The organism is Petrotoga sp. 9PWA.NaAc.5.4 (assembly GCF_002895485.1).
In the GTDB taxonomy this organism is placed as follows: Bacteria; Thermotogota; Thermotogae; order Petrotogales; family Petrotogaceae; genus AZRK01.
This window is the reverse complement of sequence record NZ_AZRK01000044.1, coordinates 180924-197856: the sequence shown is the minus strand read 5'-3', so window position 1 is coordinate 197856 and position 16933 is coordinate 180924. Positions and strand designations below refer to the sequence as shown.

Sequence of the window (16933 nt, the reverse complement as noted above, 5' to 3'; positions counted from 1 at the left end):
TCTCTATGAGGGGTGATTATGGTTTAAACTTATTATCTCCAACTCTGCTAAATTTAAAAAATTATGGCTTTTAGGATCTGGCAAACCTACAAAATAAACATTTTCATCGATCTTTTTATATGCAAATCCTCCAGGTATTAACATAATATCTAAAGCTTTTTCTAAATACATTTCTACAAAATCCACCGTTACCAAACCACTTACATACTGATCAGTTAAAATTGTAATTCCAGTTTGCAAGGAAATTTCGTTCAAAGCTTCGATTAAATCTGTATTGTAAAACATAGCAGTGACCTTGGGAGATTCTCCATCTTGTGAAAAAATAAGCAAAGAAAACAAGATTAGAAAAAAAGATAAAAATATTTTTTTCATAACAAATCCCCCTCAAAAGTTTTTATTCTTTGACTTTGATCAAATACCGTGATTATATATCTGTAATTTTCATCTGTTATTATAGGTACTTCTCCTATTAACAAAGTTTGTTGATTGGGTACCAACCATTCTTGATTTGAAGGAGTAAGATCGTAAACTCCAATGCTAACTCCTCTTTCGTTAATGATACTCACTGTTCCTCTTGGAACAATATACCTATCTCCGATATTTTTTATATTTGCGCTAAAAATACCTTGGGTTTCAATTATTTCATAATTAATACTAACTAAGTCAATATCGTAAATAGTATCTCCGATTAAATTTTCTATATTAACTGTTTTTTCAGATAATAACTCTTCGTTTTGGTCATAAGCCCTAAATACAATTTGACCATAATAAGCTCCATTTTCTGCATCCCTAGGAACGTTTATTGAAATTATCGTTCGAGCTGTTCTTTGAGAATTTATAGTAAAAGTAGGTTGACTTCTTAAAGTAAGCCAAGAAAGAATCGATTTATCCTTTGGTAAAGCTGCAAAATCCCTTGCTCCAACTTCAATGTTCACATTTTGATTTGACATATTTTGAAGGTTTATAACAAAAGTTTTAACTGCACCCGGATAAAGTTCGAAAGAAAACTCTTCGTTGTCTAACAATAAAGCAAGCTCAGTTGGAGATACAAAATTAAACCCTTCTTCAGGAACAGTTAAATCATAGGTAAAAACTCTCTGTCTGTTAGAATAATTAACGAACAAATTGATTTTATAATCTCCAGCAGACAACAAATACTTAGGTTTTCCTGAAAAAATTACTTTATTACCTTTCAAAATCCTTTGAGATAAAATATTGTTTTTATCCATATATTCAGATTTTAAAGGAAACCTTTCGATCATCTTGTTGTTTTGATCTCTTAAAACCGCTTCAATCGAAACTATCAGATCATAACTTGAACCATTAGCTACAGCAACTTGTACAGTAGGCTTTCCTTCTTCATCAGGAACAACTTCAACGTTTTCAACATTGATATTTGTAATAGTTGTTCCTTCTATATGAACAGTAATTCTTATAGCATATCTGATAATTATACCAATTGTGCCACCGGTTTCAATTTGTGGTGTAACCATAAGAATAAAATTGTAAGTTCCAAAAGGAGCATTAGAGGGAATTATGAAGTTTACTTCAACGGGTGTACTTGCACCCGGAGCTACAGTTACAGAGGTAGGAAATTGCACCCAACTTGCGTACATAAAATTAGAGGGGTCAGCTTTTACATAATCAAAATTTCCTGTTATGTCTTGTCCCAATTGATATAACTCTACATTAACAGTTTGCGTTGTATTTGCTCCAAAAACATTAATGATTTCCGTGAACTGTTCTCCTGCTCTGACACTTTTTTCTACAGATAGTGGAGACACAGTTATTTGTGCAAGAGAAATAACTATTAAAAAAGAAGTAAAAAATAAAAATAAAGATATTTTTTTCATGATAATATAACTCCCCTCATTAATAAGTTAAATTCTATGTTATTTATTATAACACTATTTTTTAGATATTAGTTTTGAATTAAAATTTGTCATCCAAGTCATAGAAATATAAGGATTATTTTTAACTTTTTCTTTCTCGAAGAGATAGATATAGCGGTTTTTTCTGCAGTATAGTATCGTTGCCTTTTACATAAAAAATGCCCCATCTCGGGGCACTTCAAAACTAATTTTAATTTAACCTTATTATAAACTGCTAATTGTAAAAACTACATCTGCAATCTTTGTACCAGCTGGAACTGTTCCTAAACTCAAATTATTTAATACATTAATAGATGCAGTTGTATTAAAAGTTACATTACCAGGAGTTCCATAGCCACTAACTGACGTATCGATAGATATATTCACTAAATTAGCCCAACTTTCAAAACCACTAACTGGTGTAACCGAATGATTTATACTATAATTAACGTTTGCCTCTGCTAACAAAGCAACTGTATCTGCTACTGTCGATGCAGGCGTTGCCGGATTAAAAACTAAGTCAAACTGACCATCACTATCATTAACACTCAATCTAACAAATGCAGGTACATTCAAATAAACAGGAACGGTTGCTGTATCACTTATTGCCAACGCTGAAACTGCCATCACTATCATTAAAACTACTATACCTAAAATCTTTTTCATACTTTTCTACCCCCATAAGGAATTATTTTTATTGTTTTCTAATTCAATTATATAAGTCTTAATAAAACACAAATAATTTCTAATAAAAATTCAATAAGAATTGTGTAACAATTTTAGATGCTTGAAACGGTTATCGTAATTTCCCCAATTTTTCCTGAAACTTGAAGAATCGAATTTTTAATAAACAATTCAAAGATTAATTCATAAGTTGAAATTCCTAATGTTCTCTGAGCAACACCATAATGATTACTATTTTTATTAGCATTTATTATTTCAATATTATTTGAATCTTTTACTTTTACAGCATATTCATTGTTTATATGGTTTCGATCACTTTGATGAAGAGAAGATTCGACTTCAAAACTGATTTCTAAACTATAATTGACGTTAGATTCTACCCTAAAATCTAAGCTATCACTTACCCACTTATTTTTATCGTCAATAGTAGCAAATAAGTTTAATCTACCGTGACCTAAAGATCCTGATCCCACATAGGCGATTTTTAGATATTGAGGTATCTCCAAATAGACGGGCATATTCATATTAGTTTGTATAGATAAGGATATTATAGGAAACAAAATAAAGATGATCGATAATAAGATTTTAATTTTGTTCATTTTCATCACAATCCTGGCATTAATTAATTACTCTAATTAAATTATACGTATAATAATAAATTACAAAATAATCTAAATGAAAATTCAATAAAAGTTTCGAGAAATAAAAAAAATTTAAAATTAAAATTTCGAAACTATAATTTCAACATTTCCATCATATCCAAGTATAAGCTGTCTCCAAATGTAGAATAATTATCTATATTTTCAACAACGAAATTCAATTCATTTCTACCGAGAATTTTTATAATTAAATAATCAAGTATCTGTAAGATAGTTCCTACAGATACCTGATTATAAGAGGAAAATATTTGAGTTATAATTTTAGATTATTTTTATGTCTCAATATTTTTAAGAGTTTGAAGTAATTGTTATGTAAACATTACCTACGTGAATTTGTTCTTCAACCGTTAAAATACCTTCGTTGAATTGAGATAATATGAAATCTTTATTTTCATTCCACAAATCAGCAAAATCAACTTTTAATTGCAAGTCAAAACTAAAATTTCCATTTATGACAGTTATTTGACTATTATTGTTTAAAGTGACATAATCTGCTAAAAAACTGTATTCATCAAAAATATCAAGTGATAGATTAATTGTATAAGCAGGAATTGTTGAATTAATTGTTACGTGAACTGTAGAAATATAATTATTCTGTGGATTGACAGGATTTAAAGTTAGATAAAAAACATCTTCAAATAAAATTTCGATATTTGGCACGGGCATTTTGTAATAAACTGGAATTGTTTCATAACTAAAATATCCGCCTTCCATTGGTATATAAATTTCAACATCTGCCACATGAAGACCTTCAGAAGGAAAGCCAAGGTTTGCATACTTTGATTGTAAAAGGCTAAAATAATTGTTATAGACATTTCCTAAATTTGAACCAACTTTAACTTCAAAATGCTGACTTGCACTATTTAAATAAATATCAGGAGAACTAATAAATTCTAAGTTACTCCCTTGAGACAAAAAGTTAAATTCATCAAATATTTTTAATCCCACATAAACGTGTACTGAAGGTAAATTAGATTCCAGGATCACATTAGATATTATTGATTCATACCATGGACCATTACCGGGATAAGGGGGAGAAAATTCGAAGATTATGTCGTCAGAAATATTATAATTAATGTAAAATTCCGGAACTATAAAATAGATATCAACAAAATCAAGCTGGGTATTATTTGATTGATAAAGTACAACTTCCCCAATCTTTGTCCCGTTTGTAGAGAAAGAATTATTTTTATATAGATTTAAAATTTTCTGATTTTCATTTTGCCATAATGTTTGAATATTTAAACCCAATTGAAGAATATATTTATTACCGCTACTCCAATTAGCAAGATTAAAGTAATTTGAAAAAAAACTAAAATTTTGATTAAGCTGCAATTGAACATAAGAAACATTCTTAACATTAAGTTCTAATTTTTGTTGATTATATGAGAAATTTTCTCTATCTAATACGAATGTAAAATAACTGCTTGCAGCAAATGAATTAGTAAATATTAATAAAACTAACAAAAAAATAAATGATTTTTTTGATTTTATGCGCTTCATTTTATCACTTCCTATATGTTTTGCTTTCACTTATTATTATACACTTTTTATGAATATTATTTTATTTTCTTCAATAAAAATTCAATAAAAATTATTATAATATTGATTTTATGAGTATTCTAAAAAATGATAAAGCTTGACAATTTTATTTTTTTTGATATAATTTTATTAGAATTTTATTAAAGGAAGTGGTTTTAATGAAAAAGTCTATTTTTGTAACAATAATAATGTTCTTAATAATAAATATCAGTGTGATTGCTTTTTCTCAAGTTAATGATAAGGTGAATATTCCTGTTTATATAACTATTCCAAGTTATGCTGTTATAGAATCTGTGGATACAAATCAATTGAATTATGAATTAGATTTAGCTACTCCTGAAAATGCTTCTGAAGAAGTTAAAGTTAGAATTGTGACCAATACAAACTATGATCTTAAAGTTGAGTTTCTGGCAACTCAAGGCTTAGATCAAAGGTTAGTAAATGTGTTGAATGAGGCTTATAAATATTCAGTAGATACTAATAGCTCTCAAACCGGTGTAATAGAAAGAAGTGTAAGTGTTGGGTTTAATTTTCAACAGGTATTAAACGAGAATCCAGAGTTAAAAGAAGCACTTTTAGCTTTAGGACCTAAAGATGAAAAAATAGGAACTTTTGTATTTACTGTAGCTCCAGTTATATAAAAGTAAAATTGATAGATTATAATAAAAGAGTAGGCGAAAGCCTACTTTTTTATTTAAAAATTAAAGATAACAAAAATTAACAATTAATTTGTTTTCGCTAAACTTTTTTGAAGTAAAATAAGTACGCCGAGGTGAGATATATGTTTAACGATGAATTGAAAAGTAATCAATTGTTAATAGACTACGAAAAATTTGAGACCGTTCTTGATAAGAAAATAATAATTAAACACTGGCGTGAGATTGAGTTACCTTATGAAAAAGCTAAGCTTCTTTCTCCTATAGAAGTGAATGCTTTTTTAGAGAAAGGAAAAAATCAAATTTTTGTAAACGGCAACGTTGAAGTAATGCTACAAATACACTGTTCGAGGTGTTTGAAACCGATTGAATATTGGATAGATGAGACTTTTTCATCAGTATATATGGATAAAAGGTACGAAAAATTTTTGTCTAAATCAGAACAGTTGAAATCTCTTGATAATATAATATACTATGATGGTATAACAATTGATTTGACAAATCGAGTTATTGAGACTATAATATCATCAGTACCTATAATTCCTTTATGCAAAGAAGACTGTAAAGGTCTATGTCCAATATGTGGTGCAGATTTGAATGAAAATCCTGACCATAATTGTGAAAATGAAGAAATAGATCCACGCTTTTCGGAGCTTAAGAAATTATTAGAACAGGGTAATTTTTGACAATATAATTAGAGACTTTAGAAATTATAATTTTTCAGAAAATAAGCTTTTGAATTTATAACGGGTCCAGGGCGGAGCCCTTCCCCCCTTCCTTCGGTACAAGTACCGAAAAAGGTAAAGAAATTAGGAATTAGTAAGGATTAGAACTGAGGAGGTATTTTTGAAAAAACTAAGATTCAAAACATTTATAGAATCGGTGTTTCATAATTTTCAAAGTGAGTAAATATAATTCAAAGGAGGAGTATATTTAATGGCTGTTCCAAAACAAAAACCATCCAGAAGTAGGACTCATTCAAGAAAGGCAAAATTTTACGCAGCTTATAAGATTAATGTTGTTAAATGTCCAAAATGTGGAGAACCCAAGTTGCCACATCGAGTATGTTTGAACTGTGGATATTACGGAGATAAGCAAATATTGGAAATAGGTGAATAATAAAATGCCTAATATCAAAATAGGTATTGATTTATATGGTGGGGACAATGCGCCCGATTGTGTTGTTGAGGGCGCTCTTTTTGCTTTGCAAAATAAATTTTTGTCTCCTGATGAATTAGTAATTGTAGGCGATGAAATATCGCAAGAAGATAAAAAAAGATTGAATAACGTTGAAATAATTCCCGCAAAAGATTTAATTACTAATGAAACTAAGCCCACCGAAGTATTGAAACTTAAAGAATCTTCAATGTATATAGGTTGCGAAAAATTGAAGAAGAAAGAATTAACCGCTTTTGTCAGTGCGGGAAATACAGGTGCTTTGTTTTCTGCGGGAACTTTTGTTGCAGGAAGGTTAGAAGGAATAAAAAGACCAGCCTTAGTGCTTGCTTTACCCTCTAAAAATAATAAACCTAAAATATTAGTAGATGCAGGTGCAAATGCTGAAGTGAAAGCTGATCATTTTTATGATTTTGCAAGAGAAGGCATAGCTTATGCAAACTTTCTGAATATAACTAATCCAAGAGTCGCTATTTTAAATATTGGATCCGAAGATGAAAAAGGTAATTCGTTAGTAAAAGAAGCATCAGATCTGCTAAAAGAAAAGAAAAACATAAATTATGTTGGTTATGTTGAAGCAAGGGATATATTTGATGACACATGCGATGTCGTAGTTACTGATGGTTTTACAGGAAATAATGTTTTAAAAACAATGGAAGGAACTGCTTATTTTATTATGCACGAACTAAAAGAGACGATTAAACAGTCTGGTTTATTTACGAAATTGGGTGCATTAATGTTGAGAAGTTCTTTAAAGTCTTTAGTGAACAAAATAGACTATAGGAGTTATGGCGGAACATTTTTTTTAGGAGTTAACGGTATTTTAGTTAAGGCTCATGGATCTTCAGACGCAGAGGCTATCGCCAATGCGTTATATGTTGCTTATAGGGCTTGCAAATTCGATTTGCTTTCAAAGATAAATTTGTAATTAACAAAAAGGGGGAAAAGCTTTGTGTGGAATAGTAGGCTTTGTCTCTGACAAAAAAATAAAAGTAAGCGATCTCATTTTAGGTTTAAAAAAGCTTGAATATAGGGGCTATGATTCATCAGGAATAGCATACAATTGTGATAATAAAATTAAGTATATAAAAAAAACGGGAAGAATATCGGAACTTGAAAAAGTAGCGTTGGATCATAATTTGTTAGAAGAACCCTTTTATTGTGGAATAGCTCATACCAGGTGGGCTACTCACGGAATGGTATCTGAACAAAATTCTCATCCGCATATGGATTGTAAAGAACAATTTGCAGTTATTCATAACGGCATAATAGAAAATTTTCAGGAATTAAAAAATCAATTGGAAGATAGGGGACATGTTTTTAAATCTCAAACAGATTCAGAAGTAATAGTTCATTTAATAGAAGAAAATTTTAAAAAGGATCTTCTACAAGCTGTATTGGCTACATTGAATCTGTTAAAAGGTACTTATGCAATTGCAGTGATGCACAAAGATAGCCCAAACGAAATAATAGCCGCTCGCAAAGGAAGTCCTTTAGTTGTTTCTAATATTGAAGGTATAAGCATGTTAGCTTCTGATGTAACACCTCTTCTAAAATATTCGAAAGATATGTTGTTTTTAAATGATGGAGAGGTTGCCGTTCTAACTCCAAATAAATATTACATATACGACTTAGAAGGAAAGCCAATACATCGAAATCCAACAAAGATATTTTGGGATGAGTCCTTGGCTGAAAAGTCAGGATATCCTCATTTTATGCTTAAAGAAATTTTTGAGCAGCCTCATTCTTTAAAGTCCGCGTTAGTTGGTAGATTGGTGAATGGGGAACCACAAATACAGGAAATTAAATATCTGTATGATTTTGTAAAAAATAAAATGAATAAAATATATGTTGTTGCCTGTGGTACAAGTTACCATGCAGGAGTTGCTACAAAATATTTTGTGAACAAATATTCTAATATAGATTTTGAAATAGAGGTAGCTTCAGAGTTTAGATATATGAATCCTCAAGTTGATGACAGAACTTTAGTTTTAGCTATTTCTCAATCTGGAGAAACCATAGATACCTTAGAAGGTGTCAGAATAGCTAAAAATAAAGGCGCTTTTGTGTTAGCTATAAGCAATGTTGTGGGTTCTACTATTTCACGTGAATCTGATGCGGTATTGTACATGAATACAGGACCGGAGATAGGTGTAGCTGCTACCAAGACTTATACCGCCCAAATAGCTCTATTGTATACTTTAGCATCACAGATCATATATTGGAAGTATGGTAAAAATAATGAAATAGAAAAGGTACTCAAAGAAATAGAAAAAGTTCCAAAAATTTATGAAGAGCTTTTGAATAATACTAATGGACATATGATGGAATTAGTGAAAAAGTATAAGAATTTCAAAGATATGATGTATATTGGAAGGAATTTTGGTTATCCAGCCGCTATGGAAGGAGCATTGAAACTCAAAGAAATTAGTTATATAAATGCAATTGCATATCAAGCCGGAGAATTAAAACACGGGCCTATTGCGTTATTAGATGAGAATTTCCCTGTTTTTGCTATAGTTCCTTTTGGTGGTTTGAGAGATAAAATGATTTCAAATATTATGGAGGTAAAAGCCCGAGGAGCAAAGGTCATTGTATTAGTTTCAAAAGAAGATACGCAGACAAAAAAGATTGCTGATGATTTTATCGATGTACCGATTGTATCTGAACCGCTTTTACCCTTAATCGTCGCACCTTTAACACAATTATTCGCTTACTATATAGCAATAGAAAAGCACTTAGACCCTGATAAACCACGCAATTTAGCAAAGAGCGTTACTGTAGAATAAAAATATTAGATACGAGTGTTTTTAAAAAATAACCTTTTGAATTTAAAGTGGACTTGGAACGTAAATATATATAAAAACTGGAGGTGTTAGCTGTTTGTTAAAAACAGAGGTTTTTAAGTCAGTGAAAAACATTGTAAAATTAATTGAAGATAAAGATGGCCAAGATACTATTGTAATAGATATGGAAAATTCTGAATTGATGGTAGATTATTTTATTATAACCACTGGAAATTCAGAAACTCATATTGAAGCTCTAAGAAATGAAATAGTACGATATTTAAAGGATGAAGACATTCCTATTCTCTATTATGACAAAGGAAAAGTTTATGACTGGGTAATTATCGATACAGGTATCTTGATAATCCATATATTCTCGCAAGAAGCAAGAAACTTTTACGATTTAGAAGGCTTATGGGGAGAACAGAAGAAAATAAAAGTAAATTAAAATTTCTCACAGTCGTTGTTTTTTCACCTCGGTGCCCGATATTAAAAGGGTCGGTGTAAAAAAGACGGCTGGAGGTTAAAAACCAAATCAAATGTTTATGGAGGTGCATGTTGTGTCGGTAGTTAGCATGAAACAATTGTTAGAATCTGGGGCTCATTTTGGACATAGAACGAGAAGATGGAATCCAAAGATGCAGCCTTATATCTTTGCTGAACGCAAAGGTATTCACATTATTGATTTACAAAAAACTCTAAAAAGTATAGACGAAGCTTATGATTTTTTGAAAAACGCCGTGTTGGAGAGAAAGAGAGTTCTCTTTGTTGGTACTAAAAAACAGGCTCAACAGATAGTAGCAGACGAGGCTCGCAGATGTGGAGAATTTTATGTTAATAACAGATGGCTTGGTGGACTTTTGACTAATTTTAAAACTATCAAAAAAAGGATAGACAAGTTAGAAGAATTAATAGAATTTGTGGAAAGTGAAGAATTTGCAAAGTTACCTAAAAAAGAACAAGCAACTATAAGACGTAATTTAGAAAAGTTAGAAAAGAACTTAGGTGGTCTAAGAGGTTTGAATAAAGTACCTGAAGTATTGTTTGTAGTTGATCCTAAAAAAGAAGAAATAGCTGTGAAAGAAGCAAACATGTTAAAAATCCCTATAATTGCAATGGTCGATACAAATTGTGATCCTGAGGTTATAGATTATGTTATTCCAGCTAATGATGATGCAATAAGGGCAATAATGTTAATAACTTCTAAAATGGCTGATGCTGTAATAGAAGCAAAAGAAGGAAGAATTGAAACTTTAGAAGAAGGAACCGAAGAATCATTATCAACAGAAGATCATATTGAAGAAAAACTTAAAGCCGAAGAAAAATATGAAAAGTATATAGAAGAAGTCGAAGAAGAGGAAGAAGAAGAAGAATTATTTGATGTGAGTGATGATGAAGAGGAAGAAGATAGATTTTAATTAAAAATAATAAATATAAATTCCGGGGATATCCCGGAATTTTTTTAGAAAGAGGAAGGTGATATATTTGAAATTTTATATAAGAACATTTGGATGTCAAATGAATATAAATGAAAGTGAAATCATGGCTGGTTTGCTTTCAAATGAGGGTTTCGATTGGACAGAAAATCCAAAAGAAGCCGATATAATAATAATAAATAGTTGTTCAGTAAGAGAAAAAGCAGAAAATAAGATGTACGGCGCAATTGGTGGATATGGAAAACTCAAAGAAACAAATAAAAATTTAATAATTGGTGTTGGAGGTTGTTCTTCAGAAAAAGAAAGAGAAGAGCTACTAAAAAGATTTAAACACATAGATTTTGTATTTGGTACCAGAAACGTTATAGATATACATAATTTGGTAAAGCGCGCAATGAATAGAGAAAGGTTCGCAGATTTTAGCGATAAGTTGAATGAAGTTAAATACGATATTCCAAAAATGCCTTTTAGTAAACACCATGCATGGGTAACGATAATATATGGTTGTAACAAATATTGTACTTATTGCATAGTACCTTATACAAGAGGTTTTGAAAAGAGTAGACCCATGGATGACATAATAAATGAAGTTAAAAATTATGCACAAAGTGGCTATAAAGAAATTACTTTTTTGGGACAAAACGTTGATTCTTACGGAAAAGATTTTGGAGATAAAAAACCAAAGCTGGATATTTTAATAAGAGAAGCGGCAAAGATTGATCCTATTCAAAGAATTTGGTTTATGACTTCTTATCCAACTGATATAACAGATTCTTTAATAGAAACGATAGCTAATGAAGAAAAAGCGGCAAAATATTTCCATTTACCCGCTCAATCGGGAAGTAACAAGATACTTAAAGCTATGAACAGAAGATATACAAAAGAAACTTTCATAGACCTTGTTCAAAAGATAAAAAAAGAGGTCGAGGACGTAACTATAAGCAGTGATTTTATAACTGGTTTTCCTGGAGAAACCGATGATGATTTTGAAGAAACGGTGGATTTAATAAAAAAATGCCGATTTGAACGTATAAATATTGCCGAGTATTCTCCAAGAGAAGGCACTATAGCTTACAAATATCAAGAAGATAACGTACCAAAAGAAATAAAAAACAAAAGACTGCAATACTTGATGGAAGTACAAAAATTAATAAATCTTCAAGAAAATGAAAAGTATCTTGGAAAAGTATTAACGATAATTCAGGAAGGAAAGGCCGGCAAAGATAGTACGTTTATGGGAAGAACTATAAACAATAAATTGATTATTTATGAAAGCAAAGAAGAGCTAAATGGCCAACTATTGAATATAAAGATAAATAAAGTCACAGCAGGTCCGTTTTACGGTGAAATTAAAGAAGTTCTAAGTAAATAAAAAGAGCCTTTAAAAGGCTCTTTTTTAGGTTCGTACTTCTGATTCTTCTTCAAATTCACTTCCAAGAAATTGACTCATATACAGATCATAGTAAAATCCTCTTTTTTTCATCAACTCTTCATGATTACCTTGTTCTACTATCTGTCCCTGATTCATCACAAGTATAATATCAGCATTTTTAATTGTTGATAATCTATGCGCTATAACGAAACTTGTACGACCTTTCATAAGCTTTTCCATAGCTTTTTGAATCAATAGTTCCGTACGAGTGTCGACTGAACTCGTTGCTTCGTCTAAAATTAAAACTCTTGGATTTGCTAAGAATGCGCGTGCTATTGTTATAAGTTGACGTTGACCCTGAGAAATATTCGAAGCGTCTTCATCTATAACTGTTTCATAACCATGCGGTAGAGCTCTTACAAAATGATCAACATACGCCATTTTCGCTGCATCTAAAATTTCTTCTTCGGTTGCATCTTCTTTACCATATGCAATATTCTCTTTTATCGTTCCTCCAAATATCCATGTGTCTTGAAGAACCATACCGTAGATTTTTCTTAGGTCAGATCTTCGCATTTTTTTAATATCAACACCGTCTACGGTTATTCTACCATCGTTAATATCATAAAATCGCATCAACAGGTTTACAAGTGTTGTTTTTCCGGCACCTGTTGGTCCAACTATAGCAACATTTTCACCCGGCATTACTTCTAAATTCAAGTTTTCTATTAATGGTTCATCAGGATTATAACTAAAATAAACATTCTCAAATTTAATATGTCCTTTTACATCTTCTAATACTACAGGATCCTGTGGATCAGATACTTCGTTTTCTTCATCAAGCAATTCGAATACCCTTTCTGCAGAAGCAATTGTCGATTGTAAAATGTTTATTATACTTGCAGTTTGAACTAATGGTTGATTGAATTGTCTTGAGTATTGTATAAAAGCTTGTACTTCTCCTAAGGTAATTAAACCATTTGCTACACGTAATCCTCCTACAACACTTATTAAAACATAATTTAAATTATTAACCAATCCTATTATTGGTCTAATTATACCGGAAATAAATTGAGCTTTAAAAGTTGCTTGGTATAATTTTTCATTTTCTTCGTCAAATCTTTTCTTTGCATCTTTTTGCCTATTAAATACTTTCACTATATTATGCCCTGTATACGTTTCTTCTATATGACCATTCAATCTTCCGGTACTTGCCCATTGTGCTTCAAACTGCTTTTGTGACCTTTTTGCTATCAACATTGTGGCAACAAGCGATAAAGGAATCACTGTTAAAGCAATTAATGCCAACAAGGGACTTATTGTGAACATCATTATAATTACACCCACAACTGTTACTAAAGCAGTAATAATTTGTACAAGCGTTTGTTGAAGTGTATGACCAATATTATCTATATCGTTAGTAACCCTACTTAGCAAATCACCGTGTGGATGACTATCAAAGTATTTAAGAGGAAGTTTCGATAGTTTTTCGTCAACTTCTTTTCTCAGTTTATAAACCGTTTTTTGAGAAACACCTGCCATGAGGTATTGCTGCATCCAATTAAAGAGAGCAGATAAACTGTACATGATTAACAAAATAATCAAAATTGAGAAAAGTCTACTAAAATCAACTCCTTTTCCAGGGATCACGTTCATTGGTCCCAACATTTCAGCTAACTGCTCTTGCCCAGATAGATTAAGCATAGTAATAACTTCATCTTTAGTCATCCCTTCTGGCATATTCTTCCCAATAATACCTTCAAATAAAACATTAGTTGCATTTCCCATAGTTTTCGGCGCTAATATCATAAAAGTTGTTCCTGCTACGGCGAAAATTACTACAAATATTAAAGGTAAAATTTGGGGTTTTAAATATCCAAGCAATCTCCTAAAAGATCTACCAAAATTTTTTGGTTTTTCTACAGGAGCCATTCCAGCTCTAAACCCACCACCCATGGGTCTGTGTTCATGCCTTCTTGTTTTATGAGCATTTTGAGTATTATTTTGGCTCATGCGATTTCCCCCTTAGGTAACTGTGAATAAACAATTTCTTGATAAACTTTGCATGTTTTTAAAAGTTCTTTATGCGTTCCTATTCCTGCTATTGTTCCATTATCGTTCATAACAATTATCTGATCTGCACTTAAAATAGTGCTTACTCTTTGCGCAACTATTATAACAGTAGCGTCTTCGGTTTCTTTTTCTAAAGCTTTTCTAAGACGTAAATCTGTTTTATTATCTAAAGCAGAAAAACTATCATCAAAAATATAAATGTTTGGTCTTTTAATTATTGCCCTTGCAATTGATAAACGTTGTCTTTGCCCTCCTGAAAAATTTGTTCCTCCTTGATCTACAGGCGCATCAAGCTTTTGAGGCAATTTACTAACAAAATCCTTTGCTTGGGCTATTTCAAGTGCATTCCACATTTCTTCTTCAGTCGCGTCTTCTTTACCGTATCTCAGGTTATCTGAAATCGTTCCACTAAAAAGGTACGCTTTTTGTGGAACAAAACCAACCATATCTCTCAAACTTTCAAGCGTCATTTCTCTGATATCTATACCATCTATTTCTATTTTTCCTTCCGTAATATCATAAAATCTTGGAATTAAATTAATAAGTGTACTTTTTCCACAACCAGTACTTCCAACTATAGCTGTTGTTTCTCCTGGTTTAGCTACAAATGAGATATTACTTAATACAGGCGATTCTGCTTCCGGATACTTAAAAGTAACGTTTTTAAATTCTATAACCCCATGTTTTTCAGTCAAAGTTTTAGGCTCTTGTGGGTCTTTTATTTTTGGCTCTACAATTAATACTTGATTTATACGTTCTGCAGAAGCTTCTGCACGAGGCAACATAATAAATATTGCCATAGCCATCATAATAGATACTAGTATTTCTATTACATATGTGAGGAAAGCAGTTAAATTACCTATAGGCATAGCTCCATTATCTATACGAATAGATCCAAACCATATTATACTCACCGAAGATAAATTCATAACTAACATAAGTAAAGGCATCCCTAAAGCCAAAATCCTGTTGACTCTTAAAGCTGTTTGAGTCAAATCTTTATTTGCTTCATCAAATCTTTTTGCTTCATATTCATCCTTTACAAATGCTCTTATAACTCTTACTCCCATTAATTTTTCACGAAGAATCTTATTTACTTTATCTAATTTAACCTGCATAGCTTTAAAAAGCGGAACTGCTTTTCTCATAAGAAAAAATACAACTAATCCTATTATTGGAACAACTATAATAATAGATGAAGAAAGCACAACATCTTGTCGTATTGCCATAATAATCCCACCAATCGCCATGATTGGTGCCATTATTATAATATTTAGCCCCATGAGAACCATCATTTGAACTTGCTGAACATCGTTGGTATTTCTTGTAATAAGAGAAGCATTTCCAAATTTATCAACTTCTTCTTGAGAAAAACTTAAAGCTTTGTAATATAGATTCTTACGAATATCTTTACCAAATGACGCTGCAACTTTAGAACTAAAATAAGTAGCAACAATGGCTGCTCCAGAAAGAAGAAGTGTATAAAGAAGCATTATACCTCCTGTTCTAACAATATAATCTAAATCACCTTTTGCAACTCCATTGTTGATAATATCCGCATTCAAACTCGGCAAAAACAGATTTGAAATTCCTTGGATAACAAGTAAAATAATAGCAACAATAATTTCTTTATAGTATGGCTTCAAATATTTTAGTAAATTTTTCATTTATTAACCTCACCTTCTTGTAAGTAATTTGAAATGTTAAAATCAAGTTTTTTGAGTAATTCTTTAAAAATTTTTAGTTCATTTTCATTAAACCCATCTAATGCTATATTCATTATTTTTGAAAAAGATATTCTCAAACTACCAATAATGTTTTTACCTTTTTCTGTTAGAAATAGTTGTAACGTTCGCATATCTTCTGTCGAAGGCTTTCTTTCTATAAACCCATTCCTTTCTAATTTTTTAATGATCATAGAAACTGTAGGAGCAGCTACCACTATTTGTTCTGCCAGCGTTTTTTGGTTTATCCCTTCGTTCTTGCTTATATACCACAAGCATACAGCTTGAGCCGGGTAGAGCCCTTTTTCTGTTAATATTTTAAAATTCATTTGACCTTCTAATTTGATAACTTGGAATAGTTCTCTAACGACTTCTACTTTTAAAGGCTCTATATCTTCAAATAATTCGTCTTCGCAATAAGTTTCTTCTTTTTTCATTTAAATCTCCTTTCTTCAAATATTTTAATATTTTTAGAAATTCTAAAACTTAGGTTGCATAATTGTCTTGAATTTTAGTTTTTTCAAAAATACCTCCCCGCTTCTAATCCTTACTAATTCCTAATTTCTTTACCTTTTTTGGTACTTGTAGCCAAGGAAGGGGGAGAGGGCTCCGCCCTAAACCCATTTTAAATTCAAAATTCTATTTTTAAAAAATTATCATTTCTAAAGTCTATATCTCATTCTCACAAAATATGAATTTCTTTAACCTCTTAGCTACGTGCAACTAAGGAGAGAGGGAGGGCTCCGCCCCGAACCCGTTTTAAATTCAAAACATTATTTTTTAAAGGCTTGCACTTCTAAAATCTCCAATATATTAGTTAGTAAGCTAACCAATATATTATAATCCAAATTTTAAAAAAAGTCAATTTTTTAATGATTTATATGTTAATATTTAACAATCATCTTTATTTGTTCGCTTCAGTCTTATGTTTATCGGATGAACTCATACAATTTA

Annotated in this window: 16 protein-coding genes; 8 read left to right on the top strand and 8 right to left on the bottom strand. The window is 31.0% G+C overall.

What is annotated here, in order from left to right:
* Positions 1–3 precede the first annotated feature (3 nt).
* The 5 genes from X924_RS09730 to X924_RS09710 all read right to left on the bottom strand — a co-directional run bounded on the left by X924_RS09730 (position 4) and on the right by X924_RS09710 (position 4717).
* Positions 4–372, bottom strand: a complete 369-nt coding sequence (locus X924_RS09730) for a hypothetical protein (protein ID WP_121958718.1) — start codon at positions 370–372, stop codon at positions 4–6.
* Positions 369–1853: a hypothetical protein gene (locus X924_RS09725; protein WP_121958717.1), complete on the bottom strand. Its 1485-nt coding sequence runs from the start codon at positions 1851–1853 to the stop codon at positions 369–371. Before X924_RS09725 ends, X924_RS09730 begins: the two co-directional genes overlap by 4 nt.
* Positions 1854–2096: 243 nt before the next feature.
* Positions 2097–2537 carry a hypothetical protein gene (locus X924_RS09720; protein WP_121958716.1) on the bottom strand — a complete coding sequence of 147 codons (441 nt, stop codon included), beginning with the start codon at positions 2535–2537 and terminating at the stop codon, positions 2097–2099.
* A 113-nt stretch (positions 2538–2650) separates the two neighbouring features.
* The gene (locus X924_RS09715) at positions 2651–3154 is read right to left on the bottom strand and encodes a hypothetical protein (RefSeq protein ID WP_146255695.1); all 504 of its coding nucleotides are present in this window, start codon (positions 3152–3154) and stop codon (positions 2651–2653) included.
* A 348-nt stretch (positions 3155–3502) separates the two neighbouring features.
* On the bottom strand, positions 3503–4717 hold the full coding sequence (locus X924_RS09710) for a hypothetical protein (RefSeq protein WP_121958714.1): 1215 nt from the start codon (positions 4715–4717) through the stop codon (positions 3503–3505).
* Positions 4718–4914: 197 nt separating this feature from the next.
* Between X924_RS09710 and X924_RS09705 the strand changes: the two genes are divergently transcribed.
* The 8 genes from X924_RS09705 (at position 4915) to miaB (ending at position 12182) form a co-directional block, all read left to right on the top strand.
* Positions 4915–5397, top strand: coding sequence for a hypothetical protein (locus X924_RS09705; RefSeq protein WP_121958713.1), 483 nt, complete (start codon positions 4915–4917; stop codon positions 5395–5397).
* Between the two features lie 140 nt (positions 5398–5537).
* Positions 5538–6098 carry a DUF177 domain-containing protein gene (locus tag X924_RS09700; protein WP_121958712.1) on the top strand — a complete coding sequence of 187 codons (561 nt, stop codon included), beginning with the start codon at positions 5538–5540 and terminating at the stop codon, positions 6096–6098.
* A gap of 250 nt (positions 6099–6348) precedes the next feature.
* Complete coding sequence (gene rpmF, locus X924_RS09695) at positions 6349–6531, top strand: 50S ribosomal protein L32 (RefSeq protein ID WP_121958711.1); 183 nt, start codon at positions 6349–6351, stop codon at positions 6529–6531.
* Between the two features lie 4 nt (positions 6532–6535).
* Positions 6536–7516, top strand: a complete 981-nt coding sequence (gene plsX / locus X924_RS09690) for a phosphate acyltransferase PlsX (protein WP_121958710.1) — start codon at positions 6536–6538, stop codon at positions 7514–7516.
* Between the two features lie 22 nt (positions 7517–7538).
* Positions 7539–9377: a glutamine--fructose-6-phosphate transaminase (isomerizing) gene (glmS, locus tag X924_RS09685; protein ID WP_121958709.1), complete on the top strand. Its 1839-nt coding sequence runs from the start codon at positions 7539–7541 to the stop codon at positions 9375–9377.
* Between the two features lie 94 nt (positions 9378–9471).
* Entirely contained in the window at positions 9472–9822 is a 351-nt protein-coding gene (rsfS, locus tag X924_RS09680) for a ribosome silencing factor (protein ID WP_121958708.1), read from the top strand.
* Positions 9823–9934: 112 nt separating this feature from the next.
* On the top strand, positions 9935–10792 hold the full coding sequence (gene rpsB, locus X924_RS09675; protein ID WP_121958707.1) for a 30S ribosomal protein S2: 858 nt from the start codon (positions 9935–9937) through the stop codon (positions 10790–10792).
* Positions 10793–10859: 67 nt separating this feature from the next.
* Positions 10860–12182: a tRNA (N6-isopentenyl adenosine(37)-C2)-methylthiotransferase MiaB gene (miaB, locus tag X924_RS09670; protein ID WP_121958706.1), complete on the top strand. Its 1323-nt coding sequence runs from the start codon at positions 10860–10862 to the stop codon at positions 12180–12182.
* A gap of 24 nt (positions 12183–12206) precedes the next feature.
* On the opposite strand, the gene X924_RS09665 is transcribed toward miaB, so the two are convergent.
* Genes X924_RS09665 through X924_RS09655 form a run of 3 tightly spaced genes read right to left on the bottom strand, consistent with a single transcriptional unit; the run spans position 12207 to position 16416 of the window.
* Complete coding sequence (locus X924_RS09665; protein ID WP_121958705.1) at positions 12207–14195, bottom strand: ABC transporter ATP-binding protein; 1989 nt, start codon at positions 14193–14195, stop codon at positions 12207–12209.
* Positions 14192–15922 (bottom strand): ABC transporter ATP-binding protein, encoded by a 1731-nt coding sequence (locus X924_RS09660; protein ID WP_121958704.1) that lies wholly within the window; start codon positions 15920–15922, stop codon positions 14192–14194. Before X924_RS09660 ends, X924_RS09665 begins: the two co-directional genes overlap by 4 nt.
* Positions 15919–16416 (bottom strand): MarR family winged helix-turn-helix transcriptional regulator, encoded by a 498-nt coding sequence (locus X924_RS09655; protein WP_121958703.1) that lies wholly within the window; start codon positions 16414–16416, stop codon positions 15919–15921. The genes X924_RS09660 and X924_RS09655 overlap by 4 nt, the downstream gene beginning before the upstream one ends.
* Positions 16417–16933: the final 517 nt, after the last annotated feature.

Coding starts and splice junctions, on each gene's coding strand:
- X924_RS09730 (WP_121958718.1), bottom strand. CDS start 372: ATGAAAAAAATATTTTTATCTTTTTTTCTAATCTTGTTTTCTTTGCTT.
- X924_RS09725 (WP_121958717.1), bottom strand. CDS start 1,853: ATGAAAAAAATATCTTTATTTTTATTTTTTACTTCTTTTTTAATAGTT.
- X924_RS09720 (WP_121958716.1), bottom strand. CDS start 2,537: ATGAAAAAGATTTTAGGTATAGTAGTTTTAATGATAGTGATGGCAGTT.
- X924_RS09715 (WP_146255695.1), bottom strand. CDS start 3,154: ATGAACAAAATTAAAATCTTATTATCGATCATCTTTATTTTGTTTCCT.
- X924_RS09710 (WP_121958714.1), bottom strand. CDS start 4,717: ATGAAGCGCATAAAATCAAAAAAATCATTTATTTTTTTGTTAGTTTTA.
- X924_RS09705 (WP_121958713.1), top strand. CDS start 4,915: ATGAAAAAGTCTATTTTTGTAACAATAATAATGTTCTTAATAATAAAT.
- X924_RS09700 (WP_121958712.1), top strand. CDS start 5,538: ATGTTTAACGATGAATTGAAAAGTAATCAATTGTTAATAGACTACGAA.
- rpmF (WP_121958711.1), top strand. CDS start 6,349: ATGGCTGTTCCAAAACAAAAACCATCCAGAAGTAGGACTCATTCAAGA.
- plsX (WP_121958710.1), top strand. CDS start 6,536: ATGCCTAATATCAAAATAGGTATTGATTTATATGGTGGGGACAATGCG.
- X924_RS09665 (WP_121958705.1), bottom strand. CDS start 14,195: ATGAGCCAAAATAATACTCAAAATGCTCATAAAACAAGAAGGCATGAA.
- X924_RS09660 (WP_121958704.1), bottom strand. CDS start 15,922: ATGAAAAATTTACTAAAATATTTGAAGCCATACTATAAAGAAATTATT.
- X924_RS09655 (WP_121958703.1), bottom strand. CDS start 16,416: ATGAAAAAAGAAGAAACTTATTGCGAAGACGAATTATTTGAAGATATA.